The organism is Anabaena sp. PCC 7938 (genome assembly GCF_049315035.1).
Taxonomy (GTDB): domain Bacteria; phylum Cyanobacteriota; class Cyanobacteriia; order Cyanobacteriales; family Nostocaceae; genus Anabaena; species Anabaena cylindrica.
On the sequence record NZ_CP186034.1, the window covers coordinates 1,966,358 to 1,983,514 of the forward strand.

A 17,157-nucleotide genomic window follows, 5' to 3' on the forward strand; every position below is an offset into this window, starting at 1 on the left:
ATTTTACCGTTGAGTAATGACTCAATATTGACACTCTAAGAGCTAAAGCCGCTGAGATTATGCAGACAGAGATATTCTAAAATTGCTTTTGTTTCATCATTGGGGGACAACAAAATTTGCTGTACTCCCATTGATTTTTTGACTTTAAACAAAGCTAGAAAAAATTGCCGCAAATTGGGGAGTCTCCCAGTCTTCAGCTACACAAAGACTAATCAGAGAATATAAACTAGACTAGGAAAGATCACGGCGGTTAAAACCGCTCGTGTCACTTATCTCTCAGGGCTAAAGCCACTGAGTTTTACGTTCACCGAATATTTCTATAAAGAAATTTTTAAAAGCTAAGTAATATGGTTAAAATCATTTCCCGTCAATACCTAGGTCAAGCCGATGTTTATGATATTGGCGTTGAAGAAGATCATAATTTCGCCATCAAAAATGGTTTCATTGCTTCTAATTGCTTCAACAAATCTCACTCTACTGCTTATGCGTATGTAACTTATCAAACGGCATATTTAAAAGCTAATTATCCTTTGGAATATATGGCTGCACTGTTGACAGCTAACAGTGGAGATACCGACAAAGTGCAGAAATATTTGAATAACTGTATGAGTATGGGTATTGCCATAGATCCACCGGATATTAATCGCTCTGGTTTGGACTTTACGCCGGCGGAAGAGAAGATTTTATTTGGGTTTTCCGCAGTGCGGAATGTGGGACAAAATGCGATCGCAGGTATTCTGGAAGCTAGAGCCGAGGGAGGGGAGTTTAAATCCTTGGGCGATTTTTGCGATCGCATCGACTTACGTACAGTTAACCGTCGTACTCTCGAATCACTAATCCAATGTGGAGCCTTTGACAAAATAGAATCCAATCGTCAGCAATTAAGCCGCGACTTAGAATTAGTATACGATTGGGCCCAATCTCGTGCTAAAGATCGAGCCAGTGGACAGGGAAACCTATTTGATTTAATGGGTGGCGGTTTTGCCAGTAATAATAATCCACAAAAATCAAATAACGCCTTTGAATCTGCCCCCAAAGCTGAACCAACTTCAGATTTTCCTCCCCAAGAAAAATTGCGGATGGAAAAAGAATTATTAGGTTTTTATGTGTCGGCTCACCCACTCAAAGATATCAAACAATCATCATCACTTCTGGCACCAATTAACCTATCTCAGTTAGGAGAACAAAAAGATAACACCATGCTTTGTGCAGTTGTCATGCTAAATAATGTCAAAAAAGTGGTGACAAAAAAAGGTGATCCAATGGCAATTTTACAAATAGAAGACTTAACTGCATCATCAGAAGCAATTGTCTTTCCCAAAAACTATGAACGAGTTGCTTCACTACTACAAGTTGATGCCAGATTAATCATTTGGGGTAAAGTAGACAAACGAGATGATCAAAATCAATTTATTGTCGAAGATGCAGAACCAGTGGAAAAAGTCCAAATGGTAATGGTGGAATTAAATCCCCAAGAAGCTGGTACTATTGAAGTTCAGCACCGCCTCAGATCAATTTTAAAAGAGCAATCAGGAGATAAAGATAAAGCGAAAGTTCCAGTAATTGGCATTATTCAGTCAGGTAGCTCTCGTCAACTTGTGCGTTTTGGTAAACAATTTTGGGTACAAGATTCTTTCTCAACTGTACAATCATTAAAAAACGCTAGATTTCCTGCTCAAGTCAAACAATTAACGGATAATTCGTAGATACCATTAAAAATCAACCACTTTTGCAGATTTTTTGAAATAATTCTGACTTCTAACTCCTTGCCCTAATTAATTTTTGTAACCCAGATTTAAACTCCCAGAATTTAGCTAAACTGGGAAAAGTATCAATTAGCGCACAAACGAGGTAAAGAGAAGGTGTTAAAAACACTTTTGCTGATCACCGTTGGATTCTTACCATCCCTATTATCTTTGTGGGTGATTCGCAAAACCCAGCAGCAGACACGCGCACGCATTAGACAAGCTGCTATAAACTCTTCCAGAATGCAGATTAGGCAATATATCAGACCCATTGAGGGCGTTGAGATTGATAGCGAAGCACACTGTAGGAATCGCTATTATCTAGAAGGTATAGGCTATTTGATAGGTGATATTAGTTGTCAATTTAATGCTCGTTCTGGTTACGTCCGTTGTGCTGTCAATCCTAGCGGCCCTTGCCAGGACTGTCGTCACTATGAACCGAGAAAATTAACTGATAGTGAAAAACAAAGTTAAAATAATTCGTAATTCGTAATTCGTAATTCGTAATTCGTAATAATGCCGACTGCAAGCTACACCAACCTAACTCGTAAATTGATATTTATTGATATTTAAGGTAAGGATTAGATGACAATTTATTTTTATAATACTCGTGATCAATATGGTTGTTTTTCTAATTTCTCATCTCATGGTTTTATCTTAGATGATTTATATTGGTTTACCAGCGAACATTACTTTCAAGCACAAAAGTTTATTGGTACACCTCATTTACAACAAATTCGTCTCGTTAAAACTCCAAAAGACGCTGCAAAAATGGGTAGAGAAAGAACTCGTCCCTTGCGTTCCGATTGGGAACAAGTAAAAGATGATATTATGCGGAAAGCTTTACTATGTAAGTTTTCTACCCATGCAGACATTAGAGATATTCTCCTAGATACAGGCAATGAAGAACTAGTTGAAAATTCGCCTATAGACTATTATTGGGGCTGCGGATCTGATGGCAGTGGAAAAAATATGCTGGGCATCATTTTAATGGAAGTACGGGAAACAATACAAATTAACTAAATACCCAAACTAGAAACATTGCTAACTTTACAGTATAATATTAATAATATCTACTACAGCTAATGTGGATAATAGATATTATTTAGAGGTAATTGAGTAAGTCATAAAATTTAAAGTAGTAACCGCAGTATTAGGAGTAAAAATACTATGTCTACATTACAAAAAGTCAAGAAATATTACAAATGGTTTTGGGAAGTATCTCTGGGTGGTGAATATGACGCTTGGGGTACTAGCACCTACTTTATGGAACTGGGTGGAGATTTGTATGCCCGCAGACAAATAGAAGTTTATGAAAATGGCAATGTTTTATTCTATGATAGTAAGCATTTCGCCGATAATTACGGAATGTTATGCGATAAAAGATTAGATGATGGAAATATCACAGAATTTGAAATTTCTGAAGCGGAATTTGAACACGAATGGGAAAGCAAAACACCCATAAATAAATGATGAGAGGAGGGGTAACCAACAAAACCGACAACCGTAATAAATCGTGATTTTCAAAGCCAATGTCAGCCGCTACAAAATCTTTTCGTGTCGATGATCTCTTAGTGCAGATTTACAACACTGAAGCGGAAATGGCAGAAAATGCTGCCAAAATCGCACAAGAGTATTTATATAATCTGCTCCAGCAACAAGATCAAGTTGCTTTATTATTAGCCACAGGAAACTCCCAACTTAAATTTCTTGATGCTTTAATAGCTTTAGGTGGTCTAGACTGGTCACGGATAGCCTTATTCCATCTGGATGAATATTTGGGAATCACTGCTGATCATCCTGCTAGTTTTCGGCATTATTTACGGGAGCGTGTAGAACAGCGGGTATCTCCACAACGATTTTACTATATAGAAGGGGATACATTAGAACCTGTAGCCGAGTGCGATCGCTATACCAAACTCCTCAAAGCTCAACCCATTGACCTCTGTTTTCTTGGTATAGGTGAAAATGGTCATTTAGCTTTTAACGACCCCGCAGTAGCAGATTTTCAAGACCCCGCTAGTGTCAAACTAGTAAAACTAGATCAAGTTAACCGTCAACAACAAGTAAATACAGGCTATTTTTCTAACCTAGAAACCGTTCCTCAATATGCTTTTACCCTCACTATCCCCATAATTTGTGCAGCCAAAAAAATTATCTGCCTAGCACCAGACATCCGCAAAGCCAAAATAGTCAAAGAAATATTACAAAGTCCCATTACCACAAATCGTCCAGCTTCAATTTTGCGTAAACAACCCCAAGCAACCTTATTTTTAGATACAAATTCCGCTCAATTACTCTCTTAAATTGCTACATTTTGCCCTTGGCTTAACATGATCATGTTGGAGCTTCCAAGTAGACAAACAAGCCTCCAAATATGGACAATCTTCACATTTGATTTCTTTCCCAGGATTTAGACAGCCACAAGGAAAATTGACCAAACATTGATCACGATATTTAGGAACCCAAGACTTTTTAAGTATAAAATATAAAGTTGCTTCTTGTAGGCAAATAATCAAATCTTGCACCATAATTCAGCACAACCTCAACCAACATCAGATTCAATCTAACTAGACAGTCTTCACATTTTACCTATATAGAGAAATCTTCACCTCATACTTTCAGCAGGTATATAGCGTTTTCCACTAAGAGGATGTTTGAAAACTTTGTCGTGTGGTATCTAACACTTGTAGATCCCCCTTTCTAAGGGGGATTTTGAAGAATTTAGCCCCCCTTAAAAAGGGGTGTTGGGGGGATCTCAATCAATTTTGATATTTTTCAAACATCCTCTAAGCGTGATATACAAAATTGTCCCTCCCCAACCCTCCCCTTGCTAAGGGGAGGGTACGTGATAGCGCGGGTGGGGTGTATTTCATGAGCTTGGGAATTGCTATAATCTCCTCCTGAAGAAATACTTTAATTTAAGCATCCAATTTACACTGAAATAATTACGAAACCTGTTTGATTAAGCGACCATCTTCCATATGAATTATCCGGTCAGCAATATCTAAAATTCGGTTATCATGAGTCACTATTATAATAGAGCAATTTTGCTTCTTTGCTAATTGGTGCATCAGATTCACAACATCTCTACCTGATTTACTATCTAAAGCTGCGGTTGGTTCATCAGCTAACACCATTTTGGGATGACTAACTAAAGCACGAGCAATAGCAACCCGTTGTTTTTGTCCTCCTGATAGATCAGAAGGATAATAATTAATACGATGATCTAATTTAACAGCATTAAGTATTGCTTCTGATTGCATACGTGCTTCCCATTCAGAAACATCTTTTTGTAATTCCAGCGACATTTGTACATTTTGTCTAGCTGTTAAAAAATCCAACAAATTATGAGATTGAAAAATATAGCCAATTTTCCGGCGTACTTCCACTAATTGATCATTACTAGCTCCAGATAATTCTTGTCCAATAAATTTGAGACTTCCCTCCTGAACAGAACGTAAACCACCAATTAAAGTCAATAAAGTAGTTTTTCCTGAACCCGATGGTCCTGTCATAATGACAATTTCTCCGGAATTAATTGTCAAATTAATGTCAAATAATATCTGGTCACGTATTTTGGCTGTACCAAAATACTGATTTAGGTTTGTAATTTCCAGAATAAATTTTGATGGCATCATAGTAAATAGAACTAAAAAATTTCTGCTGGATCTAACTTGCGTAATTTATTTGTAGAGAAAAATCCCGAAATCAAACACATTAAAATTGCAGAGATTAATACTATTAATGCTTTCTCCATATCCATAATAACTGGTAATTTTGTAGCATTTTTTGCTAAATCATAAAGTCCTAATGATATAGCAAAACCAGGAATATATCCCAAAAAAGCTAAAATTAAAGCTTGTTGAAAAACAACTCGTAGAAGATACTTATTTTTGAAACCCATTGCTTTTAAGGTGGCAAATTCAACAAAATGGGTAGATATATTGCTATAAAGAATTTGATAAACAACAATGATACCAACCACAAAGCCCATAATTACCATCAAATTAAACACAAAACCAATAGGTGTTCTCAAAGTCCAGTAACTTTTTTCAAATTCCATAAATTCTTTCCGAGTCATCACCATGACATCTTTAGGTAACCTAGCTGATAAATTCGCTATAACTTTTTTTGGATCAGCATCAGGTCTGAGATGAAGCAACCCCATATCTATATTTTCTGCTGCACGCTCTCGGAATATTCGCATGAAAGTTGAAGAACTAACAACTAAATTACCATCAACTCCAAAGGAAGGACCGAGACTAAATAAGCCGATGACATTAACTTTGTAACCAACTGTACCCAGATAACTAAATATTTCCATACTTGGAGATTTATTTTGCTGAAAAGATTCAGCAATTGGCCCAAACTCTGGGCGCGAAGCACGGTCAAAAAATACTTGATTAGGTATTTCTAGTAACTTAAAATCTTCCTGTAACTCTGGCAATTTTAAAATTGATTTTACTGGGTCAAATCCAAGTATATATATAGGATATTTGCGCCCATTAATCGGATTTTTTAATTTAGCGAACTGCACATATAAAGGATCGGCTGATTCAACATCAGCCAAACCCAATGCCTGGTATAAACGATTGCGCGAAAAGCTTTGATTAGAAGTCAAAGATTGATATTGTGCGCTAATTAAAAACAAATCTCCCTGAAGATGTTTGTGTACCTGTGTAGCACTCGCATAGAGCGCATCTTGAAAGCCTATTTGCATAAACATCAAAACTGCAACAAAAGCAATTCCTGCTAAAGCTACAAAAAAGCGAACTTTTTGTTTAGCTAGTTGTAGCCAAGCTAGAGGTATATTAAGAATCATGTTGAAAACCTCTGGGAGTCAGATTACATTTATTGAATTACAGCAGAATTCAGGAGTCAGGAGTCAGGAGTAAAACTGGCTTGGTGTATGGCTTTGACTTAGATTCTGTACCTCTATGCCTAGATCTTGATGATTACTTGTACTTGCAAATTAGTTAAACCTGCAATTCGTTGATTATCTGTTAATTTATCAACACGAATTTTGACATCAACTATTTTGTTATCTGTATTTGCACCAGGATTGTTATTGAAAATATTTTGTTTACCTACTTGCAATCCGATATCTGTAACTGTTCCCTGTACTTTTCCTGCAAAAGCATCAGCAGTGATTGCTGCTGATTGTCCTAAACGCACTTTTTTAATATCGGTTTCGTAAACTTCTGCTACTACATACATCTGTTGAGTGCGACCTATTTCAGCTATACCGTTACCAGCAATTATTTCTCCTGGCCAAGCATTAATTTTTAACACTTGACCATCTATAGGTGAACGGACAGAACTTAATTCTAGTTGTGCTTGAGCTTGTTTAACTGATGCTTTTGCACTTTCAACATCAGCTTGTGCAGCTTGCACATCAGTAGGACGAATTTCGGCAATACTATTCAATCTAGCTTTGGCTTCAGTTAACTGTTTTTGAAGCGTTTCTACAGTTCGATTTAAGGAAGCCTTAGCTGCATTGAGTTGCTGTTGTACAGTATCCATTCTTAGACGTTTTGTGTCTGCATCAGAAGCAGAAATAGCACCATCTTGATACAATTTTTGATATCTTTGATGCTCTGTTTCTGCATTATTTAATTCAGCTTCTAGGCGAGCAATTGTTGCTTTTTGGGTAAAAGTTTCTCCACGCAACTCAGCTTCTAGACGTGCAATTGTCGCTTCTTGAGCATAGATATCACCTTGTTTTGCCCCTGCTTGTACTTGCTTAAGGCTCGCTTGGGACACTTGTACTTGCCTCTTGGCTTTTTCTAAGGCTGCAAAATTAGAATCGTAACTGTCAAGAACAGCTATCACTTGTCCTTGACGGATTTTATCACCTTTATTGATCAAAAGTTTGGTTAGTCTTACACCCCCACCTAGTGAATCGGGAGCAGACAAACGAATAATTTCTCCCTGAGGTTCCAAACGTCCTAAAGCAGCAATAGCAGTCACTGCTGGAGTTGGACTGCTGATAGGAACTGGAGCATTTGTTTTAGATCTTAAATGGAAACGTGAAAGACTGTAGAGAGATACTGCACCAGTAGCTACAGCTGTAGTAATTGCCAAAGTTATCGACAACCAACCTACAGGGTTTGTCAATGACTGCTTTTCTTTGTGTACCATAATTATGCCTTTTAAATTAGCAATTAGCACGTCGCTTTATTCCCCCACAGGGGTTGACAGAAGCTTCTATCTCTACAAAAGAGATAGAGCAGTACACTTGATAGCATTCCCTGATAACGTCGGTTCGATGTATTTTTCAATGTTTGGCAAAGATAAAGCTAGGAAGATGGATATATTGTGAAAATATCCATCTATTCCTGATCCCAAATTTGGATAGTTAGTATTGTTTTAGATTCTGATCACAGCTTCTTGCTGAAAACTGTTAATCTACCCAAAATTCAAAATCCCAACTTGGTGTTAGCTATATCTGCGTAAGGATTCAGGATACAGAATATTTGATATAGCACAGGACTCTTAACAGAAGAGAAAAATATTCTTCTTCTTTCTTCCTCATGACTCCTTACATATCTGCTGTGAGTAGAGCTATTGAGTATTTTCTGCATCAGTAAAGTTGCATAGTTATTTGTTGAGCATCACTTCTTTTTTCTTTTTCATAATTGCTAAGTATTCGTTACGAGTACCGTCCACCCGATAATGATCACAAATTTGACAGAGTTTCAGGATATCCAAGCGACTAAATACTTTTTGATGCTCAATTCCGTTGTCGTTACGCCACCGCCAGAAAGTTGTTCTATCAATCCGGCGATCGCTTTCAGGCCATCTTCGTCTTGATAAGAAATCTACCAATTCATCTTCGTAAAAAGAGTAGCCTTTTGGTAATTTGAGAAGTTCTTCTCTCAACTCATTTAGCGGGATGAGTGGATCTAGTTCAGATAGTCTCATGCCAGCAAGCCCTTATATTTTTGTGTAATTCCAATTTTGCAGAATGCTAGACACAATAAGTTTATATTGCATAAATTTGCGCTGCAAGACTGTACGTTTGAAAGTGGATAGAGCGATGAATTAATAAGGTGTATTTTTACATTTACTCTAACTAACTCTGTATCTACTCACTATGGTAAACGAACAGCATGGATTTACCTTTACATTTACATCATTCAATCACACACAATAAACTGATTTATTACCAATTTCAAGCCCTATGCAACAAATATGTCTAAATTAAATAATTGATTAATTTTGGTAGACTTTAAACTTATCAATAAAATTTTCGCCGATGTTATTCATTAACTAAAAACAAGCTAATGTATTACTGAAAATACCAATGTATTACTACTTAAGGCATAGTTACAAGTTGTAAAAGTTACAATATAAAAGATGGTTAAGCTAGAAGAAATAATTTTTATAGCGATTAAATATCCTATCAAAAATGTTGGCACTAGTCAGAAAAATCTACTTTAAGATAGATGCTTAAAGATAAATTTAATTGGTTTAAAATTTACAGCAGACTTGATTTTTGATTACGGTACTTAAGCTAATCTATCTTTAGATAGTGGAGATAATCGCTTAACATACTCTATTGTTTCAAGTGTAAAAAATAACACCCTTTACTGATATATGAATTACAAATAAAAGCATTAAATGGTAGGACTAACTTATATTTTTATTAATTACAACACCTTCCTATAGTTAGAGTTTTATTATAATGTCTAAAAAATTATTATATAGCAAATTTTGACGTGATTTAAATCAGGGGAAAAAATATTCTTTGTATCCATTTACAGATTAATTGCTAGAGAAAAAAAAATCTGATGGGTAAAATATATAAAGATATAGATAATACTTTGTCAAATCCATGCAATTTATATGCAATTTTATGAACAGTCTTATTTGCATGAGTTAATAATAGGAAATAATTGGATAATAAAATCTCGCAGTGAGATCGCTCTAGCAACTTTGCAGTCGATATAAATTTATTTAGTTGCATTTAAGTTGCATATGAGTTGCAAAAGATTTGTCACCAGTTTAAGATAAACCCAAGCGGCAATTTAATGAAAGTACAGGGGAAAAAATGAAGTTTTCTGGATAAAACTATCCCAGATTGAGCCGCAAAGTCATGCATTTTACCAAATTTAGACTAGCAATCAATAATTTTTAGCAAAGGGAAGTTTGTTGTCTCTAGTTATTTAATTTTAATGATCTAGATTCACACTACAGCTTTCTTAGCACCTCTAAATTTCACGAGCAAAATAGTGAATATATAGTTATGGCTGCTTCCAAAATTGAAGCTGTATTGTCACAATTGCAAGATGAAATCAGCAATTGTGAAAAGGCTTTGCTCAAGCTTATCAAGAGGAAAATTAATATGTCAGAAAACACAAATTTACTTAGTAAAATTAATACACAATTGCAGCAAACTAATGTGGCAATTATTGGGATGGCTTCTATATTTCCCCAATCAAAAAACTTACAGGAATATTGGGAAACAATTATTCAGAAAATTGATTGTATTACGGATGTTCCTACATCACGTTGGAGTATAGAAGATTACTATGATCCTAATCCTCATGCAGTTGATAAAACTTACTCCAAACGGGGAGGATTTCTTCCAGACATTGATTTTAATCCGATGGAATTTGGCTTACCTCCCAATATCCTAGAGGTGACAGATATTTCCCAATTACTCGGTTTGGTAGTTGCAAAAGCGGCGATGAAAGATGCTGGATATGGTGAATCTAGCCAGATTAACAGTGAGATCTACGATCGCACTGGGGTAGTATTAGGAGTAGCCATTGGTCGGCAGTTAGCAGTACCTTTAGGTGCAAGGTTGCAATACCCAATTTGGGAAAAAGTCCTGAAAAACAGCGGTTTATCAGACCAAGACACCGAAAAAATCATTCAAAAAATCAAAAGTGCATATGTGCAATGGGAAGAAAACGCCTTCCCCGGAATGTTAGCTAACGTCATTTCTGGGCGTATCGCCAACCGTCTCGACTTGGGAGGGATGAACTGCGTAGTTGATGCAGCTTGTGCCAGTTCCTTAGGTGCGTTGAGAATGGCGATTAGCGAATTAGTTGAACATCGCGCCGACATGATGCTGACTGGCGGAGTTGACACCGATAACTCGATTTTCGCCTATATGTGTTTTAGTAAAACTCCAGCTATTTCCCCTGGAGAGAAAGTCAAACCCTTCGATGCTGAATCTGATGGCATGATGTTGGGTGAAGGGGTAGGAATGTTAGTACTTAAGCGGTTAGAAGATGCAGTCCGAGATAGCGATCGCATCTATGCAGTTATTAAAGGAATTGGTTCTTCTAGCGATGGTAAGTATAAAAGTATCTATGCACCACGTTCCGAAGGACAAATCAAAGCCTTGCAACGTGCTTACCAAGAAGCAGGAATTTCCCCCGCTAGTGTGAGTTTAATTGAAGCACATGGAACGGGAACAATGGTAGGAGATCCTACAGAATTTACATCTATCAAACAGTTTTTTGGTGAAAACAATTCCAAAACCCAACATATAGCTTTAGGAACTGTTAAATCACAAATTGGACATACCAAAGCCGCAGCCGGTGCAGCAAGTCTCATTAAAACAGCTTTGGCATTACATCACAAAGTACTACCACCCACAATTAACGTTACTAAACCACACCCAAAACTAAATATTGAGAATTCCCCATTTTATTTAAATACAGAAACTCGTCCTTGGATTAGTAGCCAACCTAGACGGGCTGGGGTGAGTGCATTTGGTTTTGGAGGCACAAATTATCACGTTGTTTTAGAAGAATATGAAAACGAACATGATCAATCTTATCGGCTACACAATACTCCCAAATCAATCCTATTATCCGCACCCACAACTCCAGAATTATTGTCTCGTTGTCAAGAAATTTATCAACAACTAAAATCAGATCAAAAACAACTACGTTACCAACAAATAATCACAGAATCTGAAACCTTAGAAATCCCCATCAACTATAACAGAATTGGCTTTTTAGTAAATAATTGTACACAAGCAGAAGAATTTTTACAACTTAGTATTGACCAGTTAAAAAAACAGCCCAAAGCCGAATCATGGGAACATCCCAAAGGAATTTACTATCGCCAAACGGGCATAGAAACTAAAGGTAAGATAGTTGCCTTATTTTCTGGACAAGGTTCCCAATATTTAGACATGGGCAAGGAAGTAGCAGTTAACTTTCCTAACCTACGTCAAACCTATGCTCACATGGATAAATTGTTATGTAAAGATGGGCTAAACCCTCTATCTGAAGTAGTTTTTCCACACCCAGTTTTCGATGCAGAACAAAAGAAACATCAGCTAGAAATACTACAAAAAACCGAATATGCACAACCTGCAATTGGTGCTTTCAGCGCAGCTTTATACAACATATTAAAACAAGCCGGGTTTAAAGCTGATTTTGTGGCCGGTCATAGTTTTGGAGAATTAACAGCTTTGTGGGCTGGGGGAGTGTTGAGTGAAGAAGATTATTTCTTCCTAGTGACGGCCAGAGGGAAAGCAATGGCTACATCCCCAGAATCTGATCCAGGGGGAATGTTAGCAGTTAAAGGTGATGTTGGTCAGTTGCAGGAACTAATTAAAAATTTCCCCCAAGTTGCTATTGCTAATTGGAATTCTCCAAATCAAGTGGTATTAGCTGGCAAAAAAGTAGAACTTGCCCAAGTGCAGAATGTTTTAAAAGAAAAGGGATTTTTGACATTTTTATTAGGAGTTTCCGCAGCTTTTCATACACCATTAGTAGCCCATGCTCAGGAACCTTTTTTGCAAGCAATTGAGAAAGTAAATTTCAACGATGCTAAAATTCCGATTTATACCAATGTTACAGGTGAACGTTACCCTAGTGATTCCTCAAGCATTCAAAAAATTCTCAAGAAACATCTGCTAAATCAAGTTCTATTTCAACAGGAAATTGAAAATATATATGCAGATGGAGGCTATTGCTTTATTGAGTTTGGCCCCAAAAATGTTCTGACCAACTTAGTCAAAGATATTCTGAATGATAAACCACATATAGCCGTAGCTTTAAATGGGAATCATGCTAAGAATAGCGACTTAGTTTTACGAGAAGCAATAATACAATTGCGGGTTGTTGGTTTACCTCTACAAAAACTCGACCCCTACCAAATTGAAACAAAAATTACTCAAGTTGATCAAAAGAAGGTTTTAAACGTGCGGTTAAACAGTACCAATATCACTGACAAAGCAAAACAAGCATTTGCACAAGCTATGGAAGATGGATATCAAATTAGTACGGTATCTCCTCATGCAGAATTAATGAATAAAAATCAAACTAGTACGGTATCTTCCTTCACAGAAGTAAGTAACGAACATTACCAAATAGTAGAGATAGAATCTCTTCTTCCTGCCCATAATGAATTAATTAACGGTAATGGTAAATCCACACATAATGAAGATAATAGCAAATTAGATAAAGTGGAAATTCCCATTGCAAATTATGAAAAAGTTATTGATGGCTTAGAACAGTCATTAGCAGAGTTTACTCGCAATCAACGTGATATTACACAGGCTCATGAACAATCTTTACATAATCAAACAGAGTATACAAAAACCTTTTACCAGTTAATGCAACAGCAGCATTCCTTATTAGCGAATAATCAAGTTAGTGAATATCAAGCACAAACACAACAACTAGCAATTTCTAGTTCTGAACGTAGCATAATGCGGCTTCATGATCATCAAACTGACACTATCCACATTCATAAACAATATCTCAGCTATCAGCAGGAATATACTCATAATTACTTCCAATTGCTGCAACAACATTATAATTTTTTGCTAGTTCCTAATGATAGACCTCAACCCCAAAATCCTTCTCGATATCTCCCTAAAGAAGTGCGAGAAGGAGAAGAAAATGAAAAAAATTTGATTAACAAGAATGGGGTGAATAATTCTTCTGCCCTGCAAGAAGGGTTACAGGAAAGTTCAAACACTATCACAGTAGTACCGACAAATCCAATTGATATTAATATTTCCACACTCGGACAAACTCTTCTCACCATTGTTAGTGATAAAACAGGTTATCCAACAGAGATGTTAGATTTGTCAATGGATATTGAGGCGGATTTAGGAATTGATTCTATCAAACGGGTAGAAATTTTAGGAGGGTTGTTAGAACTTTACCCCGACTTACCCAAACCGAACCCAGAAGAATTAGGTCAATTGCGTACCTTGGGACAAATTGCAGAGTACATAAAAACTCTAATTCCAGATTTACTTAATCAAAAAGTAGAGGTTTCTGAAGCTACTATTGTTCCAGCACAAACATTAGTAAAAGTTCCTCACGATACTGAAGAAAATCAGCCACAAATCCCAGAAGCCCAAACTAATTTTCCTGAATTAGAAGTTTCTCTAACTCCCATCCAACTTCTTTCTACAAGTGAAGATAAATTAGAAGAAATTGCTGCAAACGATATAGATAAACAAATTATCATACCCACAGATTTGAGTAATATTCTTCTCACCATTGTTAGTGACAAAACAGGTTATCCAACAGAGATGTTAGAACTGTCAATGGATATTGAGGCGGATTTAGGAATTGATTCTATCAAACGGGTAGAAATTTTAGGAGGGTTGTTAGAACTTTACCCGAACTTACCCAGACCGAATCCAGAAGAGTTGGGTCAATTACGTACCTTAGGTCAAATTGCTGAATATATGCAAGATCTGGCTAAAGGTATAACTAAGTTACTAACTGAAAAAAAGCAGGATCTGAAAGTAACGGAATTGAATCATAAAATTCTTCGCAGTCCTGTGAAATTACAGCAACTTCCCCAACCTGATGTTTTAGAGTTCAATATTCCTGAAAATCATATTGCTTTAATTACTGATAATGGTTCTTCCACTACAGGAAAATTAGCAACCGCCTTAATGGAAAAAGGTTGGAAAACTGTAGTTTTAAGTTTCCCTTCTGTCCAGTCAACTTTAGTAGAAGGAATTAATCATGTAGTTTTAAATGATTGGAGTGAAGAAGGTTTAAAACAACAGTTAGAAGATATCTCTTGTGATTATGGTGCTGTTGGTACATTTATTCACTTACATTCTGCAACTCATGATCAAGCAAGTCATAGTGTGCGTTATTTAGAAACAGAACATACTGTCTTACGTCATGTATTTCTGGTTGCTAAATATCTCAAAGAATCACTAACTAATGCAGCTACAAAAGGACGCAGTTGTTTTATCAATGTTGCCCGTTTAGATGGTGAGTTTGGACTGGGACACACAATTAATTTTGGTGTAATTGGTGCAGGAATATTTGGACTAACTAAGAGTTTAAATCAAGAATGGGAAGCTGTATTTTGTCGTTCTCTTGATTTGAGTCCTGATTTAGATGTAGACACTTCTGTCAAATATATTCTTGCCGAACTTCAAGATCCTAATCTTTTAGTTACAGAGGTAGGATATAGCCACAAAGGTAGAGTAACCTTAATTGCAGAACCCGCTTCATTAAGCATTAGCAATTCCCCATTACCAATTACCAAAGATCAAGTATTTCTAGTTAGTGGTGGTGCAAAAGGTATAACTGCCCAATGTGTCATTAAACTAGCCCAACAATATCAATGTAAATTCATTCTTTTAGGTCGTTCGAGTACAGAAGCAGAACCAGTTTGGGCAGAGGGCTATGAGAATGAAGCCCAATTAAAACAGCAAATTATGGAGGATTTTCAAGCCAGGGGAGAAAAGCCAACACCAAGAATGGTGCAAAAAAAATATCAAGCAATTTCCTCACAACGAGAAATTCAAAATACATTGAAAGCAATTGAGAAAGCAGGAGGGGAAGCAGTATATTTGAGTGTAGATGTTACTGACGGCATCTTGTTAGAACAGAAACTAGCATCCATAGTTGAATGTGTAGGGGAGATAACTGGAATTATTCATGGTGCTGGAAATTTAGCTGATAAGCGCATTGAAAAAAAATCAATTCATGATTTTGAAACAGTTTACTCTTCCAAAGTCAAGGGTTTAGAAAACTTACTTCGTTGTGTACCACCAAAACAACTGCAATATTTAGTTTTGTTTTCCTCGGTAGTTGGTTTTTATGGTAATGTAGGACAATCGGATTATGCGATCGCTAACGAGATCCTCAACAAATCAGCCCATCTCGTCAAACGCAACCATCCTGACTGCCATGTAGCCGCGATTAACTGGGGTCCTTGGGATAGCGGCATGGTATCACCAGAATTAAAGCAAGTCTTTACAGAACGGGGAATTGAAACCATACCTGTAGAAATCGGCACACAGATGTTAGTAGATGAACTAACAAATGCAAGTCCAGAAACAGTACAATTGGTAATTGGTAGCCCCCTAGTTTATATCCCATCTTCCTTATCCAGCGAATTAAAAACCTATCGCATTCATCGCCAATTAACCTTAGCCGCTAATCCATTTTTGCAGGATCATGTAATTCTAGGTCGTCCAGTTCTTCCTGCCACTTGTGGACTACTATGGATGGCTAACACCTGCGAACAAATTTATCCAGGTTTCAAGGCTTTTAGTTGCCTTAATTTCAAAGTTTTAAAGGGAATTGTTTTTGATGAAAATTTCGTCGATGAATATACTCTAGAACTGCAAGAAGTTGCTAAGATAGAAAATAAAGAGATAGAAATTTCTGCTAAAATTAGCAGTATCACTCCAGAAGGTAAAATCAGGTATCACTTCAGTACTAATCTGATTTTGAAGCGCGAGATTCCCATTACTCCTAACTATGAATTGCTAAACTTAAACCAAGATGAGCAATTTCTCTCTACCAATCAATTACTTTATCAAAACGGCACATCTAGCTTATTTCATGGAACTATCTTTCAAGGCGTAAAATCTGTATTAAACGCCAGCCCTGGTAAACTCACCATCAAATGTAATTTACCACAACCCACAGCACAACAACAGGGACAATTTCCAGTCCAAACATTCAATCCATATATTGCAGATGTACAGATACATTCACTCTGGATTTGGACACAGCATTTTCATCAAATAGGGTGCTTACCCTCAGAAATTCAAAACTTTGAACAATTTGTACAAATACCTTTTGGTGAAACATTTTATGTTACCTGTGAAATCCAATCCAAGACAGAATCAAATGTAGTGGCTAACATCATTACCCATAACAAAGAAGGACAAATTTATAACCAGATGATTGGTGCAAAAGGAACTATTTTACCCAAGCAAATAGGATAGACATATCAAGACCTCCTTCCCAATATAGCAGCGGTCATTTGTAACTTACATTTAGATATTATTCAACTGACAACTGCTATATATGGCAATTCCCAAGCTCACAAAATACATCCGCTTACCAAGGGGAGGGTTGGGGAGGGGTAATTTTGTATCTAACTAGAGTGGGAAAGGCTATAACACCTATCTTCTTCCTTTTTTCTTCGCGCTCTT

General features: G+C 36.7%; 10 protein-coding genes. 6 read left to right on the forward strand and 4 right to left on the reverse strand.

The window, feature by feature from the left end:
- Positions 1–347: 347 nt before the first annotated feature.
- The 5 genes from ACOWPH_RS09185 (at position 348) to ACOWPH_RS09205 (ending at position 4,051) form a co-directional block, all read left to right on the forward strand.
- On the forward strand, positions 348–1,706 hold the full coding sequence (locus ACOWPH_RS09185; RefSeq protein WP_015215087.1) for a trans-splicing intein-formed DNA polymerase III subunit alpha C-terminal partner DnaE-C: 1,359 nt from the start codon (positions 348–350) through the stop codon (positions 1,704–1,706).
- Between the two features lie 156 nt (positions 1,707–1,862).
- Positions 1,863–2,219 (forward strand): DUF6464 family protein, encoded by a 357-nt coding sequence (locus tag ACOWPH_RS09190; RefSeq protein ID WP_015215088.1) that lies wholly within the window; start codon positions 1,863–1,865, stop codon positions 2,217–2,219.
- 111 nt (positions 2,220–2,330) lie between these two features.
- Positions 2,331–2,768: an NADAR family protein gene (locus ACOWPH_RS09195; RefSeq protein ID WP_015215089.1), complete on the forward strand. Its 438-nt coding sequence runs from the start codon at positions 2,331–2,333 to the stop codon at positions 2,766–2,768.
- 147 nt (positions 2,769–2,915) lie between these two features.
- Positions 2,916–3,218, forward strand: a complete 303-nt coding sequence (locus ACOWPH_RS09200; RefSeq protein ID WP_015215090.1) for a hypothetical protein — start codon at positions 2,916–2,918, stop codon at positions 3,216–3,218.
- 59 nt (positions 3,219–3,277) lie between these two features.
- Positions 3,278–4,051 (forward strand): glucosamine-6-phosphate deaminase, encoded by a 774-nt coding sequence (locus tag ACOWPH_RS09205; protein ID WP_015215091.1) that lies wholly within the window; start codon positions 3,278–3,280, stop codon positions 4,049–4,051.
- Between the two features lie 642 nt (positions 4,052–4,693).
- Here ACOWPH_RS09205 and ACOWPH_RS09210 read toward each other — a convergent pair.
- The 4 genes from ACOWPH_RS09210 to ACOWPH_RS09225 all read right to left on the reverse strand — a co-directional run bounded on the left by ACOWPH_RS09210 (position 4,694) and on the right by ACOWPH_RS09225 (position 8,672).
- Complete coding sequence (locus ACOWPH_RS09210; protein ID WP_015215093.1) at positions 4,694–5,386, reverse strand: DevA family ABC transporter ATP-binding protein; 693 nt, start codon at positions 5,384–5,386, stop codon at positions 4,694–4,696.
- An 11-nt stretch (positions 5,387–5,397) separates the two neighbouring features.
- Entirely contained in the window at positions 5,398–6,570 is a 1,173-nt protein-coding gene (gene devC / locus ACOWPH_RS09215; RefSeq protein ID WP_015215094.1) for an ABC transporter permease DevC, read from the reverse strand.
- Positions 6,571–6,689: 119 nt separating this feature from the next.
- Complete coding sequence (locus tag ACOWPH_RS09220; protein WP_015215095.1) at positions 6,690–7,889, reverse strand: ABC exporter membrane fusion protein; 1,200 nt, start codon at positions 7,887–7,889, stop codon at positions 6,690–6,692.
- 459 nt (positions 7,890–8,348) lie between these two features.
- Positions 8,349–8,672 carry a hypothetical protein gene (locus ACOWPH_RS09225; protein ID WP_013192762.1) on the reverse strand — a complete coding sequence of 108 codons (324 nt, stop codon included), beginning with the start codon at positions 8,670–8,672 and terminating at the stop codon, positions 8,349–8,351.
- Between the two features lie 1,324 nt (positions 8,673–9,996).
- Here ACOWPH_RS09225 and ACOWPH_RS09230 point away from each other — a divergent pair.
- A complete protein-coding gene (locus ACOWPH_RS09230) occupies positions 9,997–16,947 on the forward strand; it encodes a type I polyketide synthase (RefSeq protein WP_015215096.1) in 6,951 nt (2,316 codons plus the stop codon).
- Positions 16,948–17,157 lie beyond the last annotated feature (210 nt).

Bases quoted from the DNA above. Each gene is read 5' to 3' on its own strand.
- ACOWPH_RS09200 (WP_015215090.1), top strand. From the start codon at position 2,916: ATGTCTACATTACAAAAAGTCAAGAAATATTACAAATGGTTTTGGGAA.
- ACOWPH_RS09195 (WP_015215089.1), top strand. From the start codon at position 2,331: ATGACAATTTATTTTTATAATACTCGTGATCAATATGGTTGTTTTTCT.
- ACOWPH_RS09225 (WP_013192762.1), bottom strand. From the start codon at position 8,672: ATGAGACTATCTGAACTAGATCCACTCATCCCGCTAAATGAGTTGAGA.
- ACOWPH_RS09210 (WP_015215093.1), bottom strand. From the start codon at position 5,386: ATGATGCCATCAAAATTTATTCTGGAAATTACAAACCTAAATCAGTAT.
- ACOWPH_RS09185 (WP_015215087.1), top strand. From the start codon at position 348: ATGGTTAAAATCATTTCCCGTCAATACCTAGGTCAAGCCGATGTTTAT.
- ACOWPH_RS09220 (WP_015215095.1), bottom strand. From the start codon at position 7,889: ATGGTACACAAAGAAAAGCAGTCATTGACAAACCCTGTAGGTTGGTTG.
- ACOWPH_RS09205 (WP_015215091.1), top strand. From the start codon at position 3,278: ATGTCAGCCGCTACAAAATCTTTTCGTGTCGATGATCTCTTAGTGCAG.
- ACOWPH_RS09230 (WP_015215096.1), top strand. From the start codon at position 9,997: ATGGCTGCTTCCAAAATTGAAGCTGTATTGTCACAATTGCAAGATGAA.
- devC (WP_015215094.1), bottom strand. From the start codon at position 6,570: ATGATTCTTAATATACCTCTAGCTTGGCTACAACTAGCTAAACAAAAA.